We start from the raw sequence: 26,878 nt of genomic DNA, 5'->3' as shown, positions 1-26,878 counted from the left end.
GAAAATAGAAGAAAAATAAAGAAAAACGAAGAATATAGGTAAAATATTCATATATATGGTTAAATTTAATATTTCCGTATTTGAAAACGTTTATAATATAATGAGTCGAATACGACATTAAGGCAAATCATGTGTTAATACATATTGCCTTTCCCTAATCTGGGCATACACTCTTTTCTACCTCCGTGTCAGTTGCAAGGATATGCAACTATTTTAAGAGAATAGAGTGTATGCATTTTTTTATAAATAGGAAGTAAAGTTTCACTTTATAATGACAAACAATAAACAAAATGGGATAATAGACAATATGTCCAAGTGGTAAGACCAATATTACAAAAGGGGCGATTGTTATATGCTAAATATAGAACAAATTAAAGAAATCATTCCTCACCGCTATCCATTTTTACTTGTTGATAAAATATTAGAAGTAGATGAAGGGAAAAGAGCGGTTGGAATTAAAAATGTATCCGCAAACGAAGAATTCTTTAACGGGCACTTCCCTGACTACGCAGTTATGCCTGGTGTACTTATTGTAGAAGCATTGGCACAAGTTGGAGCAGTTGCTGTATTAAAGAAAGAAGAAAACCGCGGAAGACTTGCTTTCTTCGCAGGTATCGACAATTGTCGTTTCAAAAAACAAGTACGTCCAGGTGATCAACTTCGTCTAGAAGTAGAAATGACACGTGTACGTGGTCCAATCGGAAAAGGAAAAGCAATCGCAACAGTAGATGGTGAAATTGCTTGTGAAGCTGAAATTACATTTGCGATTGGTGATAAAAAAGAATAGATGTGAATTAAAAAAATTCTTCTGCAACATGCAGGAGAATTTTTTTAATTTATATATCTTTTATCCGAAATATTAAAATACAGATTAATCAGAATTCTTGTTGTAAATGAATGGAAGTTCGTATATAATGACGCTATAAATATCTTGAAACTAAGATAAATGATAGCGCGATAAAAATAGAGACGCGGTTGTCACATTATAAAGGGTATGAGCTAGGACAAAGCTTATTATGATTGGTTATGATGAAGTGTAGAGGAAAGTGATGGGGGAAATTAACAGTATAAAAAAATGAAAAATGAGCGTAGCATATCGAACATAGAGAGATAAAGGGGAAAGTGTCGCATTTTGAAAAGAGGAGATCATACCATGTTCGGGAGAAAAAAAAGAAAACCATTACGACAATTAATTACACATAAAGAGCCTAAGTCACGTATTGCGGAACAGTACCGTAACATCCGTACAAATATTGAATTTACATCTGTAGATAATCATGTTCGTTCTATTATTGTTACTTCGGCAGATCCAGGCGAGGGGAAAACAACGACAATTGCGAACTTAGCAGTTGTTTTCGGACAACAAGGAAAGAAAGTCTTACTAATCGGAGCTGACTTGCGTAAGCCAACAATTCAAAACTTATTTGCTGTTCATAGCCCTAATGGCTTAACGAACCTATTATCAGGACAAGCAAAATTGATGCAATGCATTCAAAAAACAGATATAGAGAATGTATACTTAATGACTTCAGGTCCAATCCCGCCAAACCCGGCTGAACTATTAGGTAGCCGGGCAATGGACGAGCTATTACTAGAAGCATATAACATGTTTGATATTATTTTAATCGACACACCACCAGTCCTTGCGGTTACCGATGCACAAATACTTGCAAATAAATGTGATGGAATTGTACTGGTCGTACGTAGTGAAAAAACAGAAAAAGATAAAATCGTAAAAGCGAAGCAAATATTAGACAAGGCATCTGGTAAACAACTTGGTGTCGTTTTAAACGATAAGAGAGAAGAAAAGGAACAATATGGATATTATTAGGAAATAATGTGTAGAATAGTAAATTCTGAGCTGATAAATAATTTTATCGGCTTTTTCGAATTTTTGTAAAGTATATAATTGCATTATATAAAAAAACATGATATAATGGAAATTTTGGAAATTTGTTGGAATGTGTTGTCAGATTTAAGATTATTTTGTAAGATTATATGTGCTTGATGTGAATAAATGTCGAACGAAATCAATCAAAATAAAAAATGTAAGGTTTATATGTTATAATTTTTCTTATGTGCAAATTTTAGAAAGTTGGAGGAACTTATGGAAGAAACAATTAGTTTGAAAGAGTTATTTCATATTTTAAAAAAACGTTTAGCAATGATCCTCGTAATCGCCTTTGGTGCAGCCATTGTAAGTGCTATCATTAGCTTCTTCTTTATGACACCAATCTATCAATCTTCGACGCAAATTCTTGTTAACCAGAAAAAGCAAGAGGGTGCAATGTTCCAAGCTGGTGAGATTCAAACGAATATTCAATTAACGAATACATATAAGGTTATTATTAAAAGTCCAGTAATCTTAGAACAAGTAAATGAAAAATTAAATTTAAATATGACAGCGCAAGCGTTAACAGGAAAGATTAATGTTGCGAATGAAAAAGATTCACAGGTAATCTCTGTAACAGCTGAGGACAAAGATCCAAAATTAGCTCGTGATATTGCAAATGCTACTGCAGATGTATTTAAAGGTGAAGTTGCAAAAATTATGAACGTGGATAACGTAACAGTACTATCTAAAGCGGAAGTTGCAGAAAATCAATCTCCGATTAAACCACGTCCAATGTTAAATGTAGCAATTGCCTTCGTTGTTGGCTTAATGGCTGCAGTTGGTCTTGCATTCTTACTAGAATACTTAGATAACACAGTGAAAAAAGAAGAAGATGTAGAAAACTTACTTGGTTTACCAGTGTTAGGTATTGTAGCTCGCATGGATGAAGAAACACCAAGTGTGAAATCGCACGCTCCATCATCAAGAAAAGTGAGGGGACAAACAATTGGCTCTTAATTTATTTAAAAAGAAAAAGAATCATCGTCAACGTCGTCAATTAATTGCTCATCAACAACCGAAATCACCAATTTCCGAACAATATCGTAATATTCGAACGAATGTTGAGTTTGCGTCTGTTGATACAAATTTACATTCATTAATGGTAACGTCTGCGAACCCAAGTGAAGGGAAAACAACGACGACAGCGAATATGGCAGTTGTATTTGCTCAACAAGGTAAGAAAGTATTATTAATTGATGCAGATATGCGTAAACCGGCGATGCATCAAATGTTCCAAGTTGATAATATTTTCGGATTGACGAACGTATTAACACATAGTGAGCGTTTAGAAAAATGTGTACAAACTACATCTGTAGAGAATTTACACTTTTTAGCGTGTGGGCCAATTCCACCGAATCCAGCAGAATTGTTAGGCTCAAAATCAATGCAGGAGCTTCTGGCACAAGCATACAGTACGTACGATTTAGTTATTTTCGATTTACCACCGATTTTAGCTGTTACGGATGCGCAAATTATGGCAAATGTATGTGATGCATCTATTCTTGTCGTACGTAGTGAAGCAACAGAAAAGGAAGCGGCGCTAAAAGCAAAAGGATTATTAGAATCTGCAAAAGGTAAATTGTTAGGTGTTGTTCTGAACGATCGTGAACGTGAACATGGCTTATATTATTACTACGGTGCAAATTAATGAAAAGAGTGAGATATGGGAAGAACATATCTCCTTTTTTCCCTTGAATATGAGGGATCCCTCATATTCAAGGGAAAAAAGATTACTATAAGCGAGGGAGGACAAAACAAATGATTGATTTACATTGCCATATTTTATCTGGTATCGATGACGGTGCACAAACAGTAACTGATAGCTTAGCAATGGCACAGCAAGCTGTGGCAGAAGGAATACATACAATTGTCGCAACACCACATCATCAAAATGGAAAATATGTAAATGAGCGTACTTCTATTATTCATCAAGTGAAGCAATTAACTGATGAATTACAACAACATAATATTCCACTTACCATTTTACCGGGGCAAGAGGTCAGGTTATACGGTGATTTATTAGAAGACTATGAAGCTGGTAAAATCGTTACTTTAAATGAAACAAACAAATACATATTCATTGAATTTCCATCTAATCATGTACCTCGTTATACAGAACAACTATTTTATGAACTACGTGTAAAAGGAATGATCCCAATTATCGTTCATCCCGAACGTAATGCCGAGTTAATTGAGCGGCCAGATAAGTTATATAACCTCGTAAATAAGGGAGCTTTAACACAAGTGACGGCAGGAAGTCTCCTAGGTAAATTCGGGAAAAAAATTAAAAAATTTTCACTACAACTTGTTGAACACAATTTAACACATATGGTTGCATCAGATGCACATAACACAACGTCAAGAGGATTTCATTTAGCAGAAAGCTATGAACTAATAGAGAAAGAATTCGGTGCAACTGTTATGAATGATTTAAGAGAGAATCCGTATTTAATCATTAGCGGGAAAGCAATTTATAAAGAAGATCCAGAACAAATTCGTCGTAAAAAATTGTTTGGTATTTTTTAAATAAAGAATTGGTGATGTCTCCTAACCGTTATCAACGGAGGCACTCGGTCGTGCTGTGGGTAGAAATTTTTATTTCGAACCTACCTTAGACGCTTGTCGTCGGGAGTATGACGTGAGGATGGGTTAGATGCCCATAATTTATTTACTGTAGAAACTCTACCTATGGAGTTATAACTATAACTCCATAGATAGGGTTTTTGTTATTGTTACATATGGATATAACAATATGATTTGGGGGTACTAGATTTGAAAAAAGTAAGAAAAGCAATTATTCCAGCTGCGGGACTGGGGACAAGATTTTTACCGGTAACAAAGGCAATGCCGAAAGAAATGTTACCCATTGTTGATAAACCAACAATTCAATACATAGTAGAAGAAGCGATAGAATCAGGAATTGAAGATATTATTATTGTTACAGGAAAAGGAAAGCGTGCTATTGAGGATCATTTTGATCATTCCTTTGAATTAGAGCAAACCTTACTTGAAAAAGGAAAGCATGAGATGCTAGAAAAAGTACAAGCTTCTTCAAAAATTAATATTCATTACATAAGACAGAAAGAGCCAAAAGGTTTGGGTCACGCAGTATGGTGTGCACGCAAATTTATTGGAAACGAGCCATTTGCGGTATTACTTGGTGATGATATTGTACAAGCTGAAACACCTTGTTTACGTCAATTGATGGATCAATATGAAGGTACACAGTCGTCAGTTATTGGTGTACAAACAGTACCTGAAAACGAAACACATCGTTACGGTATTATCGATCCAATTGAAAAAAATGAACGCCGTTATCAAGTGCGTCAATTTGTTGAAAAACCAGCAGAAGGTACAGCACCATCAAATTTAGCAATTATGGGACGTTACGTATTAACGCCAGAAATCTTTATGTTCCTTGAAAATCAACAAACAGGTGCTGGTGGGGAAATCCAATTGACAGATGCAATTCAACGATTAAATGAAGTTCAACGTGTATTTGCTTATGACTTTGAAGGTACGCGTTACGATGTTGGGGAGAAATTTGGATTTATTAAGACGACGATTGAGATGGCACTACAAAATGAAGAATTAAATGTAGAGTTGATGAAATATATGAAAGAACTTGTAAAAAAGGAAGAGGTACATTCATAAGAGAATGTCCTTTTTATTATGAATAAGATAAGAATTATATAAAGAAGGGAACATGTATATTGAGTTATCGAAGACGGCTCTCATTATTAATTTTATTAGATTCATTTATCGTATTAACTGCCGTGTATTTAAGTTATTGGTTTATACATCCAAATGTATTAAACAAAATTCCTATGACAGTAGTTATTAGTTCTATTACATTATTGTGTAGTCATCATGTTTTTGCAGCTATTTATAAGTTGTATAACAAGGCATGGGAATATGCAAGTATTGGAGAGCTAAAGCAAATATTTAAGGCAATTACGCTATCAATTTTAGTAACAGCAATTGTTCAACAAATTATAAATCATGATGTTTATGTTCGAATTTTAGCAATCGCATGGATGCTACACTTATTATTAATTGGTGGTTCTCGCTTTGTATGGCGTATGTTCCGTGATACATATATTACAAAAGCTACTGATAAAAAACGAACATTAATTATTGGTGCGGGTTCAGCAGGAACGATGGTAGTGCGTCAATTACAACATAATAAAGAAGCAGATTTATATCCAATTGCGTTTGTTGATGATGATAGAAATAAACAAAAATTAGAAATTTATAATGTGCCGGTTATTGGTACAACAAATCACATTCAAGAAATTGTGGAAGATAATGATATAGAACATATCATTATTGCAATCCCTTCATTAAATAGAGGGCAAATAAATGAGATTTTTGAGAAGTGTAGAACAACGAAGGCGAAAACGCAAATTGTACCGATGCTTGAAGATCTTTTAGATGGCAAAGTTTCTGTTAATGAATTCCGAGATGTACAAGTGGAAGATTTATTAGGAAGAGAGCCAATCCAATTAGATGATGCAGGGATTGGAGAAAAAATTGCGGGTAAAACAATTTTAGTAACTGGTGCTGGCGGATCAATCGGATCAGAAATTTGCCGTCAGGTGATGAAGTATAAACCAGCAAAAATCGTACTTTTAGGACATGGTGAAAACAGCATTTATAATATCGAAATGGAAATGCGAGTTACTTATAAAGATATGGTTGAAATTACGACAGAAATTGCTGATATTCAAGATAGACATAAAATCTTTGAAATCATGAAAAAACATCAGCCATATATCGTATATCATGCAGCGGCACATAAACATGTACCTTTAATGGAACGTAATCCTGAAGAGGCTGTAAAAAACAATATTTTTGGCACAAAAAATGTTGCAGAAGCTGCAGATACATTTAAAGTAAATACGTTTGTTATGGTTTCCACAGATAAAGCTGTAAATCCAACGAACGTAATGGGGGCTACAAAACGATTTGCTGAAATGCTTGTTCAACATATGGCGTCTGTAAGTACAGGTACGCGATTTGTAGCTGTTAGGTTTGGTAACGTCCTTGGAAGTAGGGGGAGTGTAATCCCGTTATTTAAGAAACAAATTCAAAAAGGCGGACCTGTAACAGTTACTCACCCTGATATGATTCGTTACTTTATGACAATACCAGAAGCTTCTAGGTTAGTAATTCAAGCTGGTACATTAGCTAGAGGTGGGGAATTATTTGTTCTCGATATGGGAGACCCAGTAAAGATCGTGGATTTAGCTAAAAACTTAATTACCCTTTCGGGGTATTCTATTGAGGAAATTGGAATTGAATTTACTGGATTAAGACCAGGTGAAAAAATGTATGAAGAGTTATTGAATGAGGGTGAGATTCATCCAGAGCAAATATTCCCTAAAATTCACATAGGAAAGGCTGTTTTAATGGATCAAGCAATTCTAAGACAGTTTATGAATGATTTTGAAGGAATTAGTAAAGAAGAAATAAGAGAAAGATTATTAGATATTGCAAATAATAAAGTTAATCTAAACAACTAATTTAAGGGAAGGAAGTTTTTTAAATGGGAGACAGAATATTTCTTTCATCACCACATATGAGTGATGAAGGTTATGAAATGCATTATGTTAAGGAAGCTTTCGATACAAATTGGATTGCGCCACTTGGGGAAAATGTAAACGGATTTGAAAGAGAACTAGCCGAGAAAGTTGGTTCTAAAGAAGCTGCAGCACTGTCCTCTGGGACAGCTGCAATTCATTTGGCTTTAAAAGCAGCGGGAGTAGGGGAGGGAGATATTGTTTTTTGCCAAACACTTACATTCTCAGCTACTGCCAACCCTATCATTTATCAAAATGCTACTCCCGTTTTCATAGATAGTGACTATGAAACTTGGAATATGTGTCCTAAAGCTTTAGAAGAAGCTTTTAAAAAATATCCGAACGTAAAGGCAGTTATAGTAGTTCATTTATATGGTCTTTCTGCGGATATGGATAAGATTGTTGCACTTTGTAAAAAATATGATGTCTCTTTAATTGAAGATGCTGCGGAATCTTTAGGAACGTACTATAAAGGGAAGCATACTGGAAGTTTTGGTGATTATGGTATTTTCTCTTTTAATGGAAATAAGATTATTACAACCTCTGGTGGTGGTATGCTCGTTTCTAATAATGAAGAAAGAGTTTCAAAGGTAAGGTTCTGGGCTACTCAAAGTAGAGATCAAGCAAGACATTACCAACATAGTGAATTAGGTTTTAACTATCGCATGAGTAATGTAGTTGCTGGTATTGGTAGAGGACAGCTTAAAGTGTTAGATCAAAGGGTTCAGAAGAAAAGATACATATTTGATTTTTATAAGAGAGAATTAGAAGGGCTTGAAGGTATTGAATTTATGCCTAGTAATGAGTGGAACGAACCAAACTATTGGCTAAGTTCTATGACACTAAACGGTAGGATTCGCCCAATTGATGTAATGGAAGCTCTTGAAAAAGAAAATATTGAATCTAGACCAGTTTGGAAACCTATGCACTTACAACCATTCTTTGAGAAATATGATTTTGTTGGTACAGATGTATCAGAAAGACTTTTCGAGAATGGTGTTTGTTTACCAAGTGATACAAAAATGACGGATAAAGATTTGGCTAGAGTAGTAGAGATTATTAAGGGATTGTGGTTGAAATAATGAAGAATTCTAAAAGAAGTATTTATGGGAGATTTATAAAGAGACCAATGGATTTCATTCTTTCTTTGATTGCTATTCTTGTTCTTAGTCCGGTTTATTTAATAGTTGCTTTGCTTGTGAGAATAAATCTTGGGAGTCCGGTGATTTTTAAGCAGGAAAGACCTGGTCTTAATGAAGAGATTTTTATGATGTATAAATTTAGGACGATGACAGATCAAAGAGATGAAAATGGGGAGTTACTGCCTAATGAGATGAGGTACACTAGATTTGGAAAGCTTTTGAGAAGTACAAGCTTAGATGAATTACCAGAGTTATTTAATATTATTAAGGGTGATATGTCAATTATAGGCCCTCGGCCTCTATTGGTTGAATATTTACCTCTCTATAACTCCCATCAAAAGCGTAGACATGAAGTGAGACCAGGTTTGTCCGGCCTAGCACAGGCAACAGGAAGGAACTCTTTATCTTGGGAAGATAAATTTGACCTCGATGTCAAATATGTAGAAAGTGTTAGTTTTAGCAATGATATTAAAATTATTTTGTTAACTATTAAGAAAGTTTTCATACGCGAAGGAATTAATTTCAATAATAATATTAAAGACACAAAATTTAAAGGTTCAAAAAAAATTGGCATAAATAAAAATGAGGTTGGAAAATGAAAGATCTAGTAGTTATTGGAAGTGGCGGTTTTAGTAAACAAGTAATTGAAATTATTGAACAGTTAAATTTAATAAATCCAGAGTATAAGCTATTAGGGATTGTAGATGATAATAAAAGCTTAGTTGGTACCGAAGTTTTAGGATATGAAGTAATTGGAGATACGGATTATATTAAGCAGTTGTCAAAACAACAAAAAATACATGGTGTTATAGCAATTGCTGATGGAGAAATAAGAGAGCATATTTCAAGAAAGTTAAATGATGTTCAATGGGTAAATTTAATCCATCCAAGCGCGGTAGTTAGTAATTATACAAAACTTGGAGACGGAAATATTATATGTGCAGGTGTTGTTATTAATCCTGAATGTAAGATGGGAAATCATTCGCATATTAATATAGGGTCGACTTTAGGTCATGATGTGTTGATGTTAGATTATGTAACAGTTATGCCTGGAAGTAAGGTATCAGGAAATGTTAATTTAAAGTCAAAATCCATGGTTGGAACAGGTGCTACGATAATACAAGGCTTAACCATTGAGGAAAATGTAGTATTAGGTGCGGGGACTGTAGTGACGAAAAATACTAAACCAAATTATTTATATGTTGGGGTTCCTGCAAAGGAGAAGAAAACCTTAGTAAATTCCTAAATTCTAGGGCTTAGTTATCTAATGAAATAATGGTATGGGTATTAGTGGAAAAGTTGAATCTTTTCGACGCATATATAGAGATTGGGTGAAAAAAGTGAAGGACATTTTAATAATAGCTCACTTTACACAAGTACCAGGTGAGGTAGGCAATGGGAGATTTAATTATATAGCAGAAAAGATAGATAAACAAAAGGCCAATGTTGAAATTGTAACAACAAATTTCTCACATAGAACTAAAAAGCAACGAAATGTAACAAATGAACAGAAACAAAGTATAAGCTATAAGCTAACGATGCTAAAAGAACCAGGGTACACTAAAAATGTTTCGTTTAAACGTTTTTATAGTCATTATGTAATGGGGCGGAATTTACGAAAATACTTAAGTAATAGGAAAAAACCTGATGTTATTTATTGTGCAGTTCCTTCATTAGATGTAGCAAAGACAGCCGCGAAATACGCAAAAAAACATAATATTCGGTTTATTATTGATGTTCAAGATTTATGGCCAGAGGCATTTAAAATGGTATTTAATATCCCAGTAATTAAGGATATTATCTTCTACCCAATGAAAAGAAAAGCTGAGTATATTTACTCAACTGCAGATGAAATTGTAGCAGTTTCCCAAACTTATGCTGATAGAGCACTAAAGGCAAATAATAAGGGTATAGATGCTCTCGGGATTTATCTAGGTACCGAATTAGCATATTTTGATAATTTGGCTGAGCAGAATAAGCTAACAGATAAACCTAATAATGAAATGTGGCTTGTTTATATAGGAACATTGGGACATAGTTATGATATTTGTAGTGTAATAGATGCCTTAAAGATAGTAAAAGATAAAGGGATAAATAATATTAAATTTGTCGTCATGGGAGATGGACCACATAAGTCTAAATTTGAGACTTATGCTAAAAAGCTTGGGGTAAATGCAGTGTTTCCTGGTAGATTAGGGTATGATAAGATGGTTGGAATTTTAAAGTCTTGTGATATAGCGGTGAACCCAATAAAGCAGGGATCTGCAGGTAGTATTATAAACAAAGTAGGTGACTATGCGGCTGCAGGCTTACCTGTATTAAATACTCAGGAATCTAATGAATATAAAGAACTTGTAGAGGGCTACAGGGCAGGATTTAATTGTATAAATGGTTGTGCATTAGATTTATCTGAAAAACTTATTGCTTTAATTAACGACGAGAAATTAAAGAGAGAGATGGGAAAAAATAATCGTAAACTAGCAGAAACTTTATTTGACAGAGAAAAAACATATAATAAAATAAGCAATTTAATGGGAGAGGAACTAAGTTGAATATTGTATACATTTCCTGCCTTTCTGGAAATAAGGCAGCAGGGTTTACGTACAGTGTGCCCGCTCAAATAGAAAGTCAAAGCCGAATTGATAAAGTTTTTTGGTATAATTTGAACTCTACATATAAAAAAAATGATACTAAAAACATAAAATATGGTAATACTAAGGATTTTTCTTCGAAAAAAATATCGGAGCTCCCTGCCCCTTATAACTCTCCGGATTTAGTTGTATTCCAAGGAGTTTATTTTATAGATTACTATCTAATTTCAAAAGATCTTGTTAAACGCAATATACCATATATTATAATTCCAAGGGGCTCATTAACAAGAGGAGCTCAAAAAATTAAATCTCTTAAAAAGAAAATTTCAAACAAATTAATTTTCAACAAATTTATAAAGAATGCACGTGCTATCCAGTACTTGAATCAAGCAGAATATCGAGATTCTGGTGATTGGTGGAATGAAAATCATTTGATAATTCCTAATGGTACTTATGTCAAAACAATAAAGAATACTTTTAGAGAACGTTCTCCCTTAAAAGGAGTTTTTATAGGAAGATTGCATGTTTTTCATAAAGGGATAGACTTACTTATAGAGGCTTGTTCAAAACTAAAGAATGAAATAGATGGAGTTATTCAAATTGACATTTATGGAAAGGATCAAAACGGCTCAAAAAATGAGATAACTAATTTAATTGTTAAACATGGTTTAGACAATATTATAAAAGTGAAAGATGGAATTTATGATAGTGAAAAAGAAGCTGTACTTTTGGATAGTGATTTTTTTGTTTTAACTTCAAGATTTGAGGGACATCCAATGGGCTTAATTGAGGCATTATCATATGGATTACCATCTCTTGTAACGACTGGCACAAATATGGCTAAGGAAATTGAAAGCAATAATGCAGGATGGATTGCTGAAACTGAAATAGAGAGTATAGTTATAGCTATAAAAAGACTTATTCGTGAAAAAAGTGAAATCGAAGAAAAAGGGAACAGTGCAATAGAACTATCTCGAAGTTACGATTGGGATGCTTTAGCCAAAAAAAGTCATAGTGTGTATAATAAATTAATTAAAAAAGATAACTAAAGTGAATAGCGTAATTAAGTTTAATTATTTGATAGAATACTAATTTATAAAAGAAGTATAGTAAACATAATTAGCGTTAATTGTATGTTATTCCCTTTATTAATACAAGTCTTAGTGATACAAAAGTTTTAACGTTGTAGCATCTATTGATAGAAATCTGAAAATGGGGAGAGTTAAATTGTACCTTACCGAAAGAATTATTTCTCTTTTTACCTATGTGCTAATACTTTGGATAATGTGTTTTTTAATATCTAAGCTAGGAAACAAATATATAGGTAAAATATTATTTTTTTATACATTAATATTATCTACAATGTCTTTCTTTTTTGTTCCATCTTCGGGAGCAGATTTATATAGATTAATACCAATAATGCACATTTGGGGGAGCTTAAATTCCATTGAGCTATGGAATGAAATGTTAAATTCTACAACCCCAATTAACTTGTTGTATATGTATTTAATCGGTAAAACTAAGATAGATGGTTTATTGCCTGCTCTTACAGCGTTTATTTTTTATAGTAACGTTTTTTATATACTAAAAAAAAGTGTTATTAGGTATAAGGTGTCTTCAACTGATGGAGCGCTCATACTGTTTTTTTTCATGTCTTTAGGTGTATTAATAGAAGTTATTTCAGGGATAAGGACAATGCTTGGATTTTCGTTTGTAGCTGTTTTTGTTTATAAGGAGATGGTTGAAGGTAAGTCTATATTTAAGAATATAGTATGGTATGTGTTGGTATCATTGATACATCCTGCAGTATTGGTATTAGTAATAATTAGATTTGGCTACCTTGTAATTGAAAAGAGTAAAAATAATTATCAGAAGTTCTCGAAGGTTTTATTTGTGCTAATTGTAATACCGATTTTATATATCTTTGGTAGGGAATATCTTTTAGCTAGTTTTGAAAAAACTAAAGATTACGTATCTTCGGGAACTTATTGGTATTTTTGGGAGTATTTAATAGGAGGGATAAGCCTATTATTTATATTTTATTTAATTTCTTTAACAGCTAGGTTTATTAAAATAGAGGGTGATTTACATAATATACAAAAATTATTAGTTTTTTGTAAATATATTGCTGTACTACTAATTGTATTCTCAATTGAATATAATACTTTTCACAGGTTTGTAATATTTTTGTCTATTATAGCAATTCCACTACTTGCATATGTACTAGAATCGAGTCGGTATAACAAAATAATAAAAATTAATTTTAGACAGTTTGTTTTTATTCTCTCTTGTATAATTCTTTTTATAGCTTGTACTCGTGGAAATCTAACTAGTTTTAAGTTTTTGTACCTGCTGAGCTATACCCTTAATTGAGAAATTTGGTAGATCAAGTTTTGCTTTGTTTGTTTTTGTTTTAGTGGTGGTACATGGACATACCACCATATTTTATGGTGAGAGCTGTCATTCAACATAATAATAATAAAAACAGATTAGTCATTTTCCTTGTAGGTTTTTCTGTCTTCCTGCTCTTTTTATAGGGGACAGAGTAGTTACAAGTATGTTCTTTTAGAATAATAGATACAAAAATAAAGTGTATAAACAATTCGATATTATTATCCAAAAGGAGAAAAATATGAAATCTTTATTAATCAGGTTATTTCAAATTATACCCGATTCGTTATATTTAAAAATTATATTTTATAAAAATATAAGGAAAAACTTAGATTTAAAAAACCCAAGAACATTTAATGAAAAGCTGCAATGGTTAAAAATCAATGATCGTAATTCTGAATATACAAGATTAGTTGATAAATATGAAGTTAGAAATTATATTAAAGAGAAAATTGGTGAGAGGTATTTAGTTCCACTAATAGGGGTCTGGAAAGATGCTTCTGAAATAGATTTTGAAAAGCTGCCCAAGCAGTTCGTATTAAAATGCAACCATGATTCCAAAAGTGTAGTCATTTGTAAGGATAAAAGTAAAATCGATGTACAAGGGATAGTTAAGAAACTTAATAGTCATTTAAAGCAAAATGCTTATTATTATGGGAGAGAATGGCCATATAAAAATGTTAAACCTCTTATCATTGCCGAAAAATATTTAGAAGATCCAAGTAATCAATCTTTGATTGATTATAAGGTTTTGTGTTTTAACGGCAAAGCAAGGTTGATCCAAGTTCACAGTAATAGAGGTTCCGAAAATTACACACAGGATTTCTATGACTTGGAATGGAATAATATGGGTATTTCTCAAGGGATCAAACTCACTGAAACTCCTATGGAAAAACCGAATTTTCTTGATGAAATGATTCATTTATCAGAGGTTTTAGCAACAAATATAATCCACGTAAGGGTCGATTGGTATTTTGTGAATGGACAACTTTACTTCGGGGAAATGACTTTTTATGACGGTTCAGGGTTTGTACCTTTCTTAAATGAAAAAGATGATATCTTATTGGGAGATATGATTGATTTAAAAAAGTGAAATGAAAAGAATTATTAACTGATATTGGTAACTCGTATAGTAATGAAAATATTTTATATTATATGAGGTATCGATAGCGTCAATTTATGGTGAGGAACTTTCAATTGGTGATAATTGTGTTATTAGTGCTGAATGTATAATTAATGGAAAAGTACCATCTAATGCATCAGTCACGTCACGGGGGAGCGATATAAAGGTCAAATTATTACAATAGTAGTAAATCTAACAGAAATATTAATTTATTTGAGAGGATATAAACGTTTGCGTAGTAAGAAGATATTACTTAATTCATCAATAGGTTTGATTCGTGAAGCCGTTAATATGATTTGCGGCTTTTTACTTCCATGGCTAATTATTTCAAATTTTGGTTCGAATTATAATGGATTGACTGCTTCAATATTGCAATTTCTAAACACTATTGTTTTACTAAAAGCGGGAATAGCAGCGGTTACTAGAGCAGCACTTTATAAACCATTAGCAGAAAATAATATTACAAAAATTAGTGAGATTTTATATGCGACAATGCTTTTTATGAAAAAGATTGCCTTAATTTTTGCAGCTTGTTTAATATGTTTTGCTTTTGTATATCCGTTTATTATAGATGGTGAATTTGGATGGTTATTTACTTTTAGCCTTGTTTTAATTATGGGTGCAAGTACTGTTATTCAGAACTATTTAGGTATTACATATCAGATGCTCTTATTAGCTGATCAACGAAATTACATTTATTCTATAATACAAATAATAACAATAATATTAAGTACTATTGTTACAATAATTATAATAAACTTGGGTGGTTCTATTCATATTGTTCAATTGGGTATTACTGCCGTTTATACTTTGAATCCGATATTATTAATACTTTATGTCCATAAACATTATCATATTATAAAAAATGTGACTCCTGATCTATCTGCTATTTCTCAAAGATGGAGTGCTTTTACACAGGAAATAGCTGTATTTGTCAACAATAATACTGATTTGGTTATTTTGACTATTTTCTCAACAGTGTGGCAAATATCTGTATATACAGTTTATTATTTAGTTGTAAATGGTATAAGAACACTAATACTTACCCTTTCTGGAGGAATTGGAGCAGCATTAGGTAATATGATTGCGAATAAAGAGGATAGGGCGCTTTCGGAAAATTTCCGAATATATGAGTTTTTCTTATTTACTGCAGCTACGATTGCCTTTACATGTACAGCTCTACTCATAGTTCCATTTGTTATGGTTTATACAAAAGGGGTTAATGATGTTAATTATTATAGGCCTTTATTTGGTTATATGGTATCGGCAAGTATGTTCTTTTATTGCATTAGAATTCCTTATGATGATTTAGTTGAAGCGGTTGGACATTTTAAGGAAACTAGAAACGGTGCTATATTTGAATCATTAATGAATATAACTATTTCCATAATCTTTGTGCAAAAGTTAGGGCTCATTGGTGTAACAATTGGGACTTTATGCGCTATGGTATTTCGAACATTTCAATATGCGTTATATTCCTCAAAACATATATTAAATCGTAGTATAAGAGTAGTTATAAAGAGGCTACTTTCTTGTATTGCTGAGGTTGCTACAATAGTTTTCTTAGTAAGCCTTATTCCTAGCTTTGAAATAAGTAATTATTTTATGTGGGGATTGCGTGCTATTGAAGTTTTTATAATTGCTACAGTTGTAGTCTTTTTCTACAAATTTATATTCTTTAAAAGTGATTTATTATTGTTCATGCGTAAAATAACTATAGCGATTCGTAGAATATGACAAGAGGTTTTTGGAGAAATTAGTTCGATAAGAATTGAAAACAGTATTTTTTATTAAGAAAGTATATTTATTGAAATGTATTTCTAGTATGTAAGGGGTAAATCAACTGAAACATTACCAATTGGTTTATCTTTTATTATAAAGAATTACTTTATAGAGATGTTTCTCTTATAAAATCGGAAAATAGTCATTGTGACTTACTTTTTGCAGACCCAACATTGTGGTTGGGTGCTTGTTATAAGTCGAGGTTTATCGATTTATAAGTTTTTTGTAAATATGGGGTAGTTCCAAGCTTCATTTTGAATACCACGTATATGAATTTGGTAAGGAAACTAAAGTTAATTATTTCTTAAAAGTACTCTATCTTTTTAGTTATGGGTATCGGTTATTTTTCAAGTCTAGTCAAATAGTATTACTTTGGAATCCTAGTGAACCAATTCTTGTTGCTATAGTACTGTGAAATTAATAAACTGATTGTTAAATAAAAGCTTTATTCCAATTATTATTGAAAAGGTAAATAAGCATAAAAATAAAGGGCGGTGTAATAATGTACAAAATAGCAGTAGCAGGAACAGGCTATGTTGGCCTAGTAGCAGGGGTATGTTTTGCTGAAGTTGGTCATCAAGTAACTTGTGTTGATATTGATGAAAAAAAGGTACAATTAATGAAATCTGGCATTTCTCCAATATATGAGGCTGATTTAGAGGAGCTAATGCAGAAAAACTATACAGCTAGCAGAATTAATTATACAACTGATTATAAATCAGCATATAAAGATGCAGATGCCATTTTTATAGGTGTAGGAACTCCTGAACAAGCTGATGGTTCTGCGAATCTTTCATACATTGCGACTGTTGCAAAACAGATTGCTGAAAGTGTAGAAAAAGATTGCCTTGTTGTTGTAAAATCCACTGTTCCAATTGGAACGAACGATAAAGTTGAGCAGTTTATTCAAGATTTTTTAGTTAATGATGTGAAAGTAGAAGTAGCATCAAATCCAGAGTTTTTAGCGCAAGGTTCTGCTGTTCATGACACGTTATATGCAGAAAGAATTGTTATTGGTACAGAAAGTAAATGGGCTGAAGAGATATTAACAAATCTTTATAAACCATTTCATTTACCTATCGTTTCAGTTAATAGACGATCAGCTGAAATGATTAAGTATGCATCTAATGATTTCCTTGCTCTTAAAATTTCTTATATGAATGATATTGCAAACCTTTGTGAGTTGGTCGGAGCAGATATTCAAGATGTTGCAAAAGGTATGAGTTTTGATGAGCGTATTGGAAGTAAGTTTTTAAACGCAGGTATTGGTTTTGGTGGATCATGTTTCCCTAAAGATACAAAAGCATTAGACTATTTAGCGAGACAAAATGGTTACGAATTAAGAACGGTAAAAGCTGCAATCGATGTGAATAAAGATCAAAAGACTTTATTATACAAAAAAGCGAGTCAAAGATTAATTACTTTTAATGGTCTTAAAGTGGCGGTATTAGGTTTGACATTTAAACCTGGTACAGATGATTTAAGAGAAGCTGCTTCTCTTGAAAATATTCCTCTACTATTAGAGCAAGGTGCAGACATTTATGCGTTTGATCCAGTCGGTGCCAATAACTTTGCGAAAGTGTATCCAGAAGGAAAAAATAAAAATGGAAATATCACATATGTTACAGATGTTAAACAGGCATTAGACGGGGCAAATGTTTGCTTTATCTTCACCGAGTGGGGCGAAGTGAAGGCGTTAACTCCAGAGATGTATAAGAAGTTAATGAGAACACCATTAATTTACGACGGAAGAAATATATATGATGTTCAAGTAATGCAAGAAGTGGGAATAGAATATCATTCTATTGGTAGGAAATCAACAAGTAGGGAATATATGAAGGAGTTGAATAATATTGAATTACAAACCTCTAGATATTAGTAAAAAATATCTTATTACTGGGGCTGCGGGCTTTGTAGGATACTTTCTTTCTAAAAAGCTACTAGAACAAGGGTGCCAAGTAATAGGTATTGATAATATAAATGATTATTATGATGTGAATCTTAAATACGCTCGTTTAGAGAACCTTAAACCATATGAGAACTTTACTTTTATTAAAGGCGATATTTCGGATAAGGATACAATTAATAAACTTTTTGAAGAGTACAAGCCAAATATTGTGGTGAATTTAGCTGCACAAGCTGGTGTGAGGTATTCAATTGAAAATCCTGATGTATATATTCAAAGTAATATTATTGGTTTTTATAATATTATTGAAGCATGTAGACATTATCCAGTAGATCATCTTGTATATGCATCATCTAGTTCAGTTTATGGTGCTAATAAAAAGGTACCGTTTGAGGAAACAGATTTTGTAGATAATCCGGTATCACTTTATGCATCCACTAAGAAATCAAATGAGTTAATGGCACACACGTATAGTCACTTGTACAAGATTCCTGCAACTGGATTACGATTCTTTACAGTGTACGGGCCAATGGGGCGTCCGGATATGGCCTACTTTGGTTTTACAAATAAGTATTTCAATGATGAATCCATTAAGATATTTAATAATGGTGACTTTGAAAATGATTTATATCGCGACTTTACTTATATAGATGATATTGTTGAGGGAATTCAACGCCTTTTAAGCAATCCGCCTGTAGAAGATGTAAAGCATAAAGTATTTAATATTGGTAATAATAACCCTGAAAAGTTGATGGTATTTATTAAAGCATTAGAGAAAGCATTGAGTAACTCATTAGGAAGAGCAGTAGAGTTTAAAAAAGATTTTGAACCTATTAAGCCAGGGGATGTACCGGCTACTTACGCATCGACAGATTTATTGCAGAAAGCTGTTGATTTTAAACCTGAGACATCTATTGAAAAGGGATTACAAGAATTTACTAATTGGTATGTAGATTACTATAAAGTAAAATAATTAAAAGCCTACGGTACTTGAATGATAATATACTAGTTATAGAATATCATTCCTAGTATAATAGACTAAATTAGTATTTGTATTATCTGGGGAAATCCGGAATAATGGAAAGAAGAGGTCTATCGCAATGAAAAAGAAAATCCTATTATGGATACTAGGGGTTATAGGAGTAATGATTATAGGCGGTGGAATCTATGCTTATAATGTGTACTCAAAAGTCTCAAAGACATTAGAAGAAGTTCATAAACCGTTAAAGCGTGATGAAGGTAATAAACAAGAAGAAAAAATTAATAAATCTGAACCAGTATCTATCTTATTAATAGGAGCCGATGAACGCGGTGAAGATAAAGGTCGCTCAGATTCTTTAATGGTCATCACATTAAACCCTAAAAATAATTCAATGAAAACAGTAAGTATCCCACGTGATACATATACAGAAATCGTTGGAAAAGGGAAAAGTGATAAAATTAACCATGCCTATGCATTTGGTGGCGTAGATATGTCTGTTGCGACAGTAGAAAAATTCTTAAATGTTCCTATCAATTATTATATTGAAGTGAATATGGAAGGTTTTAAAGACATTGTTGATGCGGTTGGTGGTGTGGATGTAAATAATGATTTAGAGTTTTCTCTTGAAGGGAAGCACCTTCAAAAAGGAAATATCCACTTAACAGGTGACCAAGCCCTAGCCTACACACGTATGCGTAAGGAAGATCCACGCGGCGACTTCGGGCGTCAAATGCGTCAACGTCAAGTAATGCAGGCTGTTATTAAGAAGGGTGCAAGCTTCTCTTCTTTATCAAGCTATGGTGATGTGTTAACAGCGATTCAAAAGAACGTGAAAACAAACTTAACGCAAGATCAAATGTTTGATATGCAAAAGAACTATAAAGATTGCTTGAAAAATAGTGAGGATATTCAAATTCCAGGTGACGGTCACAAAGCCGCTGATGGTATTTGGTACTACTATGTTCCAGATGCAGCAAAACAAGATTTAACGAATAAGTTAAGAGCGCACCTTGAAGTGACTAAGTAATATGTAATAACCCAACTCCTTTGGTAGGAGTTGGGTTTATTTTTGCGTGAATTTATATTAGTATTATATGTTGTGAGAATAATAGATGAGGTGAATCGATGAATAAGAAAGCAGTACTTGTCCTAGTTATTTTTGTATTGTTTGTCGCTTCGGTTGTGAGCGGTAAATTATACTGGAATAAGAAGATTGCGAATGCAATAGGGCAGACGAGTGAAGTAACGAAAACAAAGGCTGAAGTGAAAGATAGCGGAGCGAAGAAAGAAGAGAAAGAGAAAAAGAAAGAGAAAAAACAAGATGCGAAATCATCTTTTAATGAGGCATACGCGAAGAACTTGCCAGATGCAGTGAAAGAGAAGTTAAAGAAAGCTGCTGAGGAGAAAAAAGCAGTAAATCTTGTTATTGTTGGGGATGAAGCTTCTTCATCTGAAAAAGGTGCTTGGGCAGCTAAGTTAACGTCTAATTTAGAAACTGCTTACGGTAAAGGTTTATGGAATGTGACTGTAAAGGAATATAAGGGTGAGAGCACAGACGAGCTGATTGCAAATAAGCGTGATAAAGAGATTGCGAAAGAGAATCCAGATGTGATTTTATTTGAGCCACCATTTATTACTGATAACGGTAAAACTGGTAACGGGAACTCTGTTGCGAGTACGCAGAAGTTTGTTCAAGCACTTTCTACTAGTGCGAAGGGTGCTACGATTATGATTCAACCACCAAACCCAGTGTATGGTGCGAAGAATTATCCGAAAGCGATTGAAGCGTTAAAACAATTTGCGATGCAAAATAATTATACATATATTGATCATTGGGGAGCGTGGCCAGATGCAACAACGAAGGCTATCCTACCATACTTAAAAGAAGAGTTTGGTTTCCCAACTGCTAAAGGTCATGAAGTTTGGGCACAATATGTAACGGATTATTTTGTAGCTAAATAATAAAAGGGGAGAGGGTATTGTCGTTCAACATATGTTCGACAATACCCTCTCTTTTTTTATAAGATTTTTGCTATACTAAACTGTACTATAATACAGGATGGAAGGAGGAGAACAATGAAAATACTTGTAGTGGATGATGAGTCGAGTATTCGTAATTTGATTCGGATGCAGCTTGAGATGGAAGGATATGAAGTGCTTACGGCGGCTGACGGGAGAGAAGTTTTAGAGAGATGGAATGAAGGGCCGGATGTTTTGATTTTGGATGTTATGCTTCCGGATACAGATGGGTATGAGTTACTTCGTTTGTTCCGGGAGAAGGATCGGGATATTCCAGTGCTCATGTTAACTGCGAAGAGTCAGATGAATGATAAATTGCTCGGTTTGCAGCTTGGTGCAGATGATTATGTGACGAAGCCGTTTAATTATGCGGAGCTTATTCTTCGGGTTAAGAATATGGCGCGCCGCGTGAATAAGAAAGAGGTAACGGTAAGCTATGAAGTAATTGGGGCGGGAGAGATAACGATTTGTCCTAAGGAAAGAAAAGTGCATGTGAGTGGACAAGAGGTTCAGTTAACGTACAGAGAGTTTAATTTATGTCAGTTGTTTGTTTCCAATCCGCAGCGTGTATTTATGAGAGATGAGCTACTTGAGAAAGTATGGGGATTTGAGTATATCGGAAATACGAGAGCGGTTGATATTATGGTGCAAAGATTGCGGAAGAAGCTAGGGAGTAGCGGGGAATATATTAAGACAATTTATGGCGTTGGCTATAAACTGGATTGTTAAGTGGTGATGGTATGTCTTTAAAAAGAAATATGGTATTTGGAATCGTTGGACTGTTAATCCCGATATTTGTTCTTTTGTACGCAGTTGTTTATATTACGTTAGAGAAGAATATGTATCATAATGCGGCAAATTCTTTAGAAAAGTTAAGTGTAGAAGCACAAATTTATACGATGAATTATTTAGAGAAGGAAGCAGAGGTAGAGACGCTCGGTCCGAATTCACTTTTAATTGCTTCGTATTTAGCGAAGCGCATGGATGTCCGTGTACAGATGATTGGGAAGAATGGAGATGTTGTGGCGGATACGCAAAAGGGAGCGCTTCTTCATCGGAATATTGATATTGAGAGTTCTTTGAAGGGGAAGAAATCTTATGTGTTTGAAGAGGGAGACCCAGCTCCAATTCTTTTGTTTTCAAGCCCAGTGTATTATGGAAACGATGTCATTGGTAGTGTTCGTTTTATAAATGAGTTAACGGGTGAGAAGGAAGTGTTAACAAATGTCGGTTGGACGTTTTTAATGACGTCTCTTTGCCTTGTAGCTGCAGGTATTTTCTTTGCAATTCGTTTGGCAAAGTCTCTTCATAAGCCGATTGATCAGTTAAGACAAATGGCGCACCGGCTTGCGAATGGTGATTATAAAAGTAAGATTGAGCTAAATGAATATGTGGAAATTGCGCAGCTTTCCGCATCTTTTAATGCGATGGCTGATGGGATTGAACTACATATTAAGCAATTGAAGGAAGAGAAAGAGAAGCAGAAAGATTTCTTAGACCGTATTACGCATGAGCTAAAAACACCGCTAACGGCGATTATTGGCTATGTGGATTTAATTCCGAAGTTAAAGGCGAAGGAAGATGTACAGGAGAGCTTGCGTTATGTAGCTGTAGAAAGTGAGCGTTTATTATCACTTGTAGAGGAATTACTTAAGTCTTCAAAGTACGGAACGAGTACGTTTGAAATATCACCTACAGTTGTGAATATAAAGGAGTTAGCCGAAGAAGCAGTTTCAATCGTGAAACCTCGTCTGCAGAAGTTTGAGATTGAAGTTATCAATGAGTTAACAGATGTATATGTTGTTGCCGATTTCGATAAGACGAAACAGATTTTCTTAAATGTGCTTGATAATGCGATAAAATATAGCGATGCTACGCAAATTCGTATGAATGTCATTGTAAATGAGCGTGAGGCGAAGGTGTTTGTTCATGATGATGGCATTGGTATCGATGAAGGGGTGCTGGCAGAGTGGAATGAATCGCCAGAAGGGAAGGTACTTCCTTCTAGTTACGGGAATGGGTATGGTTTGTATATTTGTCAGGAGATTATGAATAAGCAGGGCGGAAGTATGCGGATTGAGAGTAGTGAAGAGGTTGGTACTACCATATTTATTACATTCTTACTTCCGAGACGGATGGAAGACATAAAAAACTTGAAAGCGGTTAAATGATACATTTATGAAACAATTATGCGATATTTTCGAAACAACGTTTTTTTATCTTGGAGGTAGGCAGAAATGAAAAGGCTATCATTTCAAATTCTTATGTTTGTCTTTTGTATCATTGTTTCTCTTATTTTGTTTTATGTGATGGAGAAGCAAATATATAATCGGATCACAATTGTGAATGACAAACAAGCTGTTTTACAAAGAGTGAATGAATCCCTGCCTACTGAAATGAAGGTTAGGCATGAAAAGTGGGGAGAAATTGTTATAACGGATGAAGTTCGTTTGCATACGATTGTTTCATTCTTTGACCGAATTCAAATCAATCCGAGTGAAGCTAAGAATCAAGAACAAGTATTTACTGGAGAAGTAACGTACTTGAATGGACAGAAACGTACTTTTGCAGTAGGTGACTTGTTCCAGTACGGGGCTGATATGTACGGAAAGAATGGTACGGATCCAATGATTTCAGCATTGCAAACGTATTTGTTAAGCCTGTATTACACACCAGAACGTATTCATGATTTTTTTGCGTCAGCACAGGATGTCATAGTACGTCAAGGTGATGTAGAACGTGCGGTGAATGTTACGCACATACTTGATTCGATTCGGTATGCAAAGCAAATTACAGATTACGGAGAAATTCAGAAGTTATTACAATCACAGAATGAACCGATTGCTTATATTACCGCTTATAAAACTGGTAAGCGTATAAAGAATGAGCGTGAAGACATTCTTACTATTTCTGTGTATCCATCGTATTTTGTTGTGCAATATCTCGGTGATAATAATGGGAATGTCATGTATATGAAAAGCTCCCTCGCAAATGTATTTGTAAAGGAGAATGTGTCATGAGAAAGATAGCCTTTTTCTTCTTTTTGCTAGTAATTGGAGGAGCGATGTCTAGTTGCTCTCGAGATACGACCTCTATTAAATATAATAAAAGTGGTCTCCCTATTTTGAATGATCGTCATCTTGTTGCGTATGTAGCGGCTCGCGAGGAAGTTGGGGAAGCGTTGCTTTCATCATTTTGTAAACCACGCGGCTGTACGTATGAATTTATTCGTCTTTCGACAGAAGAGCTTCTTCGGAGGGTAGAAGAGGAAGCTGGAAATCCGAAAGCGGATATTATTATTGGCGGTACGGTAGACGCGCATCAAATGATGAAGCAAAAAAATCTATCTATTCCTGTTACGACTCAGCATGCGAACCGTATTTCAAAAACTGTGAAAGATAAAGATGGTTATTGGTACGGTTATGAAGTAGAGAAGCTGGCAATTGCAATCAATAAAGAGCGGTGGAACGAAGAATTAGCCCCGCTCGGACTTCCTTATCCATCAAGGTGGCAAGATTTATTAAATCCAGTATATAAGAGAAAGATTGTTATGCCAGATCCAAATGTTTCAGGAACAGCTTATACGTTTTTTCAATCACTTATTGATACTGTAGGTGAAGAGGAAGCGAAAGAATATGTTAAGAACTTTGCAGGGCAAGTTGGTGAAGTAACGGTGAATGGTTACATGCCAGTAGAGCTTGTTGCGAGTGGTGAGTATATGATAGGCATCAATTTCATGGGAGATCAGAGAATGCTTCAAAAACAAGGCTTTCCAGTTGTAAGTATCGTACCTGAGCAAACAGGGCTATCTGTTAATGCGATTTCGAAACTAAAGCGTGCACCGAATGGTATTATTGCGGATTTATTTATTGATTATTGTTTATCAGAAGAAGCGGGTCACATTTTAGAAAAGGTTTCGTTTGGCGTACCAACGATGTTTGCGAAGAACGAGAAAGAAATAGAAGGACAGCCGGTTAGAAGAACGAACCAACATATATCAAATAGTGGAATAATCGAGATATGGAATAGACAACGTCTCTCTCAGAAGTGAGAAAAGGAGACGAAAGAATATGTTTAAATGGCTCAAGCCAGCACCTGCAATTGAAAGATTGCCTGCGGATATGATCGACCGTGTATATCGATTACTACGTATTCGTGTGTTAATCGGAATTTCAGTTGGATATGCTGCTTATTATTTAGTTCGTAGTAACTTTACGTTATCAAGTACGTATTTAGTACAAGAATATGGTTTTAGTACAGCTCAAATTGGTCTACTAGGTTCAGTAATGGCAATTGTTTATGGATTTAGTAAGTTCTTTATGGGGAATTTATCAGATAAAGCTTTCGCCCAGCGCTTTATCGCAGTCGGTTTATTCTTATCAGGTCTTGTAAATATTTGCTTCGGTTTTGCATCTTCATTTGGGATGATCGTTACATTACTTGTTGTGAATGGTATTGTACAAGGTATGGGTGCACCTCCTTGTAGTATCGTTATGACGAAATGGTTCTCGAAGAAAGAACGTGGTACGAAAACAGGTCTTTGGAATATTTCACATAACGTTGGTGGAATGCTTGTGCCACCACTTGTCGGAATTGGTGTAGGTATTTTTGGTGAAAACCATTGGCAAGGCGGCGTGTTTATTTTCCCAGCGATTATCGCAATGGTAATTGCAGTTCTTGTTTGGATTAATGCGAAGGATACACCAGAATCAGAAGGTCTTCCTCCAATTGATGAGTATCGTAATGACTATGAAAATCTTGAAAAAGCAGATCATGCTAACAAGATGTCACCAAAAGAAATTTTAATGAAGTATGTAGTGAAAAATAAATTTGTATGGTTCTTATGTATTGCAAATGCATTTGTTTATTTAATTCGTTTCGGCGTTATTAACTGGGTTCCACTTTATTTAACGACAGTTAAAGGTTTCTCAAAAAATGAAGCACATGCGGCGTATGCAATCTTTGAAGGTATGGCAATTCCAAGTTCATTAATCGTTGGTCTTTTAAGTGATAAATTATTTAAAGGAAAACGTATGCCATTATGTATCATTAGTATGGTCGGAGTTGTTATTGGTACGTTTGTATATTGGCAAGCAACTAGTATACTTGTTGTAAGTATTGCAGTTTCTATTATCGGTTGTTTAATTTATGTACCACAATTCTTAATCGGTTTAAGTGCGATGGAATTAGTACCAAAATTTGCAGTAGGTACGACAGTTGGTATGTGTGGTCTGTTCGGTTACGTAGGCGGAAGTCTTGTAGCAAACGCAGCAATCGGTGTTATTGTTGATCGTTCTGGCTGGGATGGATGCTTCATCTTACTATTAACAGGTGCTATTTTATCAACGATCTTCTTGTTCATTGTTCAACGTGGACATGAAAGCAAAGCGCCTAAAGCGGCGTAATATTTTGTTTGAAAAGCTATCCAATTATTATTTTGGATAGCTTTTCTTATATTACTATAAT

General features: G+C 34.1%; 24 protein-coding genes. All 24 read left to right on the top strand.

Going from position 1 to position 26,878, the window contains the following annotated elements; genetic code table 11:
• Positions 1-352 precede the first annotated feature (352 nt).
• The 24 genes from fabZ to EGX95_RS25095 all read left to right on the top strand — a co-directional run bounded on the left by fabZ (position 353) and on the right by EGX95_RS25095 (position 26,817).
• Positions 353-787 (top strand): 3-hydroxyacyl-ACP dehydratase FabZ, encoded by a 435-nt coding sequence (gene fabZ, locus EGX95_RS25210; RefSeq protein WP_000931956.1) that lies wholly within the window; start codon positions 353-355, stop codon positions 785-787.
• Between the two features lie 366 nt (positions 788-1,153).
• Complete coding sequence (locus EGX95_RS25205) at positions 1,154-1,831, top strand: CpsD/CapB family tyrosine-protein kinase (RefSeq protein ID WP_063246652.1); 678 nt, start codon at positions 1,154-1,156, stop codon at positions 1,829-1,831.
• A gap of 276 nt (positions 1,832-2,107) precedes the next feature.
• Positions 2,108-2,851, top strand: a complete 744-nt coding sequence (locus tag EGX95_RS25200) for a YveK family protein (protein ID WP_063246651.1) — start codon at positions 2,108-2,110, stop codon at positions 2,849-2,851.
• Positions 2,841-3,542 (top strand): CpsD/CapB family tyrosine-protein kinase, encoded by a 702-nt coding sequence (locus tag EGX95_RS25195; RefSeq protein WP_001207186.1) that lies wholly within the window; start codon positions 2,841-2,843, stop codon positions 3,540-3,542. The genes EGX95_RS25200 and EGX95_RS25195 overlap by 11 nt, the downstream gene beginning before the upstream one ends.
• A gap of 110 nt (positions 3,543-3,652) precedes the next feature.
• Positions 3,653-4,420 carry a tyrosine-protein phosphatase gene (locus EGX95_RS25190; RefSeq protein ID WP_063246650.1) on the top strand — a complete coding sequence of 256 codons (768 nt, stop codon included), beginning with the start codon at positions 3,653-3,655 and terminating at the stop codon, positions 4,418-4,420.
• Positions 4,421-4,666: 246 nt separating this feature from the next.
• The gene (gene bpsC / locus EGX95_RS25185; protein WP_063246649.1) at positions 4,667-5,548 is read left to right on the top strand and encodes a UTP--glucose-1-phosphate uridylyltransferase BpsC; all 882 of its coding nucleotides are present in this window, start codon (positions 4,667-4,669) and stop codon (positions 5,546-5,548) included.
• A gap of 59 nt (positions 5,549-5,607) precedes the next feature.
• Positions 5,608-7,419 (top strand): polysaccharide biosynthesis protein, encoded by a 1,812-nt coding sequence (locus EGX95_RS25180; RefSeq protein ID WP_063246648.1) that lies wholly within the window; start codon positions 5,608-5,610, stop codon positions 7,417-7,419.
• Positions 7,420-7,442: 23 nt separating this feature from the next.
• A complete protein-coding gene (locus EGX95_RS25175) occupies positions 7,443-8,558 on the top strand; it encodes a DegT/DnrJ/EryC1/StrS family aminotransferase (RefSeq protein ID WP_063246647.1) in 1,116 nt (371 codons plus the stop codon).
• Positions 8,558-9,217, top strand: coding sequence for a sugar transferase (locus EGX95_RS25170; RefSeq protein ID WP_063246646.1), 660 nt, complete (start codon positions 8,558-8,560; stop codon positions 9,215-9,217). Before EGX95_RS25175 ends, EGX95_RS25170 begins: the two co-directional genes overlap by 1 nt.
• The gene (locus EGX95_RS25165) at positions 9,214-9,864 is read left to right on the top strand and encodes an acetyltransferase (protein ID WP_063246645.1); all 651 of its coding nucleotides are present in this window, start codon (positions 9,214-9,216) and stop codon (positions 9,862-9,864) included. The genes EGX95_RS25170 and EGX95_RS25165 overlap by 4 nt, the downstream gene beginning before the upstream one ends.
• A gap of 85 nt (positions 9,865-9,949) precedes the next feature.
• The gene (locus EGX95_RS25160) at positions 9,950-11,170 is read left to right on the top strand and encodes a glycosyltransferase family 4 protein (RefSeq protein WP_161484622.1); all 1,221 of its coding nucleotides are present in this window, start codon (positions 9,950-9,952) and stop codon (positions 11,168-11,170) included.
• A complete protein-coding gene (locus EGX95_RS25155) occupies positions 11,167-12,258 on the top strand; it encodes a glycosyltransferase (protein ID WP_063246643.1) in 1,092 nt (363 codons plus the stop codon). The genes EGX95_RS25160 and EGX95_RS25155 overlap by 4 nt, the downstream gene beginning before the upstream one ends.
• Before the next feature lie 178 nt (positions 12,259-12,436).
• Positions 12,437-13,582 (top strand): hypothetical protein, encoded by a 1,146-nt coding sequence (locus EGX95_RS25150; protein WP_063246642.1) that lies wholly within the window; start codon positions 12,437-12,439, stop codon positions 13,580-13,582.
• Positions 13,583-13,841: 259 nt separating this feature from the next.
• Entirely contained in the window at positions 13,842-14,693 is an 852-nt protein-coding gene (locus EGX95_RS25145) for an ATP-grasp fold amidoligase family protein (protein WP_064774827.1), read from the top strand.
• Positions 14,694-14,954: 261 nt separating this feature from the next.
• Positions 14,955-16,460 (top strand): polysaccharide biosynthesis protein, encoded by a 1,506-nt coding sequence (locus EGX95_RS25140; RefSeq protein ID WP_063246641.1) that lies wholly within the window; start codon positions 14,955-14,957, stop codon positions 16,458-16,460.
• 547 nt (positions 16,461-17,007) lie between these two features.
• Entirely contained in the window at positions 17,008-18,384 is a 1,377-nt protein-coding gene (locus tag EGX95_RS25135; RefSeq protein WP_063246640.1) for a UDP-glucose dehydrogenase family protein, read from the top strand.
• Positions 18,359-19,384: a GDP-mannose 4,6-dehydratase gene (locus EGX95_RS25130; protein ID WP_063246639.1), complete on the top strand. Its 1,026-nt coding sequence runs from the start codon at positions 18,359-18,361 to the stop codon at positions 19,382-19,384. The genes EGX95_RS25135 and EGX95_RS25130 overlap by 26 nt, the downstream gene beginning before the upstream one ends.
• 127 nt (positions 19,385-19,511) lie before the next feature.
• On the top strand, positions 19,512-20,420 hold the full coding sequence (locus EGX95_RS25125; protein WP_063246638.1) for a polyisoprenyl-teichoic acid--peptidoglycan teichoic acid transferase TagU: 909 nt from the start codon (positions 19,512-19,514) through the stop codon (positions 20,418-20,420).
• 98 nt (positions 20,421-20,518) lie between these two features.
• A complete protein-coding gene (locus EGX95_RS25120) occupies positions 20,519-21,355 on the top strand; it encodes an SGNH/GDSL hydrolase family protein (protein ID WP_063246637.1) in 837 nt (278 codons plus the stop codon).
• 114 nt (positions 21,356-21,469) lie between these two features.
• The gene (locus EGX95_RS25115) at positions 21,470-22,141 is read left to right on the top strand and encodes a response regulator transcription factor (RefSeq protein ID WP_063246636.1); all 672 of its coding nucleotides are present in this window, start codon (positions 21,470-21,472) and stop codon (positions 22,139-22,141) included.
• A gap of 11 nt (positions 22,142-22,152) precedes the next feature.
• Positions 22,153-23,583 carry a HAMP domain-containing sensor histidine kinase gene (locus EGX95_RS25110; RefSeq protein WP_000054047.1) on the top strand — a complete coding sequence of 477 codons (1,431 nt, stop codon included), beginning with the start codon at positions 22,153-22,155 and terminating at the stop codon, positions 23,581-23,583.
• A gap of 66 nt (positions 23,584-23,649) precedes the next feature.
• Positions 23,650-24,432: a DUF3919 family protein gene (locus tag EGX95_RS25105; protein ID WP_000826595.1), complete on the top strand. Its 783-nt coding sequence runs from the start codon at positions 23,650-23,652 to the stop codon at positions 24,430-24,432.
• Complete coding sequence (locus EGX95_RS25100; protein ID WP_001225634.1) at positions 24,429-25,463, top strand: ABC transporter substrate-binding protein; 1,035 nt, start codon at positions 24,429-24,431, stop codon at positions 25,461-25,463. Before EGX95_RS25105 ends, EGX95_RS25100 begins: the two co-directional genes overlap by 4 nt.
• 19 nt (positions 25,464-25,482) lie before the next feature.
• The gene (locus EGX95_RS25095; RefSeq protein WP_000477605.1) at positions 25,483-26,817 is read left to right on the top strand and encodes an MFS transporter; all 1,335 of its coding nucleotides are present in this window, start codon (positions 25,483-25,485) and stop codon (positions 26,815-26,817) included.
• Positions 26,818-26,878: the final 61 nt, after the last annotated feature.

The organism is Bacillus sp. FDAARGOS_527, from assembly GCF_003812125.1.
GTDB lineage: Bacteria > Bacillota > Bacilli > Bacillales > Bacillaceae_G > Bacillus_A > Bacillus_A paranthracis.
Note: the sequence above shows the minus strand (reverse complement) of the source record. Positions and strands in the feature narration are given on the sequence as shown.

Coding starts and splice junctions, on each gene's coding strand:
- EGX95_RS25135 (WP_063246640.1), top strand. CDS start 17,008: ATGTACAAAATAGCAGTAGCAGGAACAGGCTATGTTGGCCTAGTAGCA.
- EGX95_RS25190 (WP_063246650.1), top strand. CDS start 3,653: ATGATTGATTTACATTGCCATATTTTATCTGGTATCGATGACGGTGCA.
- EGX95_RS25100 (WP_001225634.1), top strand. CDS start 24,429: ATGAGAAAGATAGCCTTTTTCTTCTTTTTGCTAGTAATTGGAGGAGCG.
- EGX95_RS25125 (WP_063246638.1), top strand. CDS start 19,512: ATGAAAAAGAAAATCCTATTATGGATACTAGGGGTTATAGGAGTAATG.
- EGX95_RS25115 (WP_063246636.1), top strand. CDS start 21,470: ATGAAAATACTTGTAGTGGATGATGAGTCGAGTATTCGTAATTTGATT.
- EGX95_RS25165 (WP_063246645.1), top strand. CDS start 9,214: ATGAAAGATCTAGTAGTTATTGGAAGTGGCGGTTTTAGTAAACAAGTA.
- EGX95_RS25200 (WP_063246651.1), top strand. CDS start 2,108: ATGGAAGAAACAATTAGTTTGAAAGAGTTATTTCATATTTTAAAAAAA.
- EGX95_RS25120 (WP_063246637.1), top strand. CDS start 20,519: ATGAATAAGAAAGCAGTACTTGTCCTAGTTATTTTTGTATTGTTTGTC.
- EGX95_RS25095 (WP_000477605.1), top strand. CDS start 25,483: ATGTTTAAATGGCTCAAGCCAGCACCTGCAATTGAAAGATTGCCTGCG.
- EGX95_RS25105 (WP_000826595.1), top strand. CDS start 23,650: ATGAAAAGGCTATCATTTCAAATTCTTATGTTTGTCTTTTGTATCATT.
- EGX95_RS25145 (WP_064774827.1), top strand. CDS start 13,842: ATGAAATCTTTATTAATCAGGTTATTTCAAATTATACCCGATTCGTTA.
- EGX95_RS25110 (WP_000054047.1), top strand. CDS start 22,153: ATGTCTTTAAAAAGAAATATGGTATTTGGAATCGTTGGACTGTTAATC.
- fabZ (WP_000931956.1), top strand. CDS start 353: ATGCTAAATATAGAACAAATTAAAGAAATCATTCCTCACCGCTATCCA.
- EGX95_RS25175 (WP_063246647.1), top strand. CDS start 7,443: ATGGGAGACAGAATATTTCTTTCATCACCACATATGAGTGATGAAGGT.
- EGX95_RS25205 (WP_063246652.1), top strand. CDS start 1,154: ATGTTCGGGAGAAAAAAAAGAAAACCATTACGACAATTAATTACACAT.
- EGX95_RS25170 (WP_063246646.1), top strand. CDS start 8,558: ATGAAGAATTCTAAAAGAAGTATTTATGGGAGATTTATAAAGAGACCA.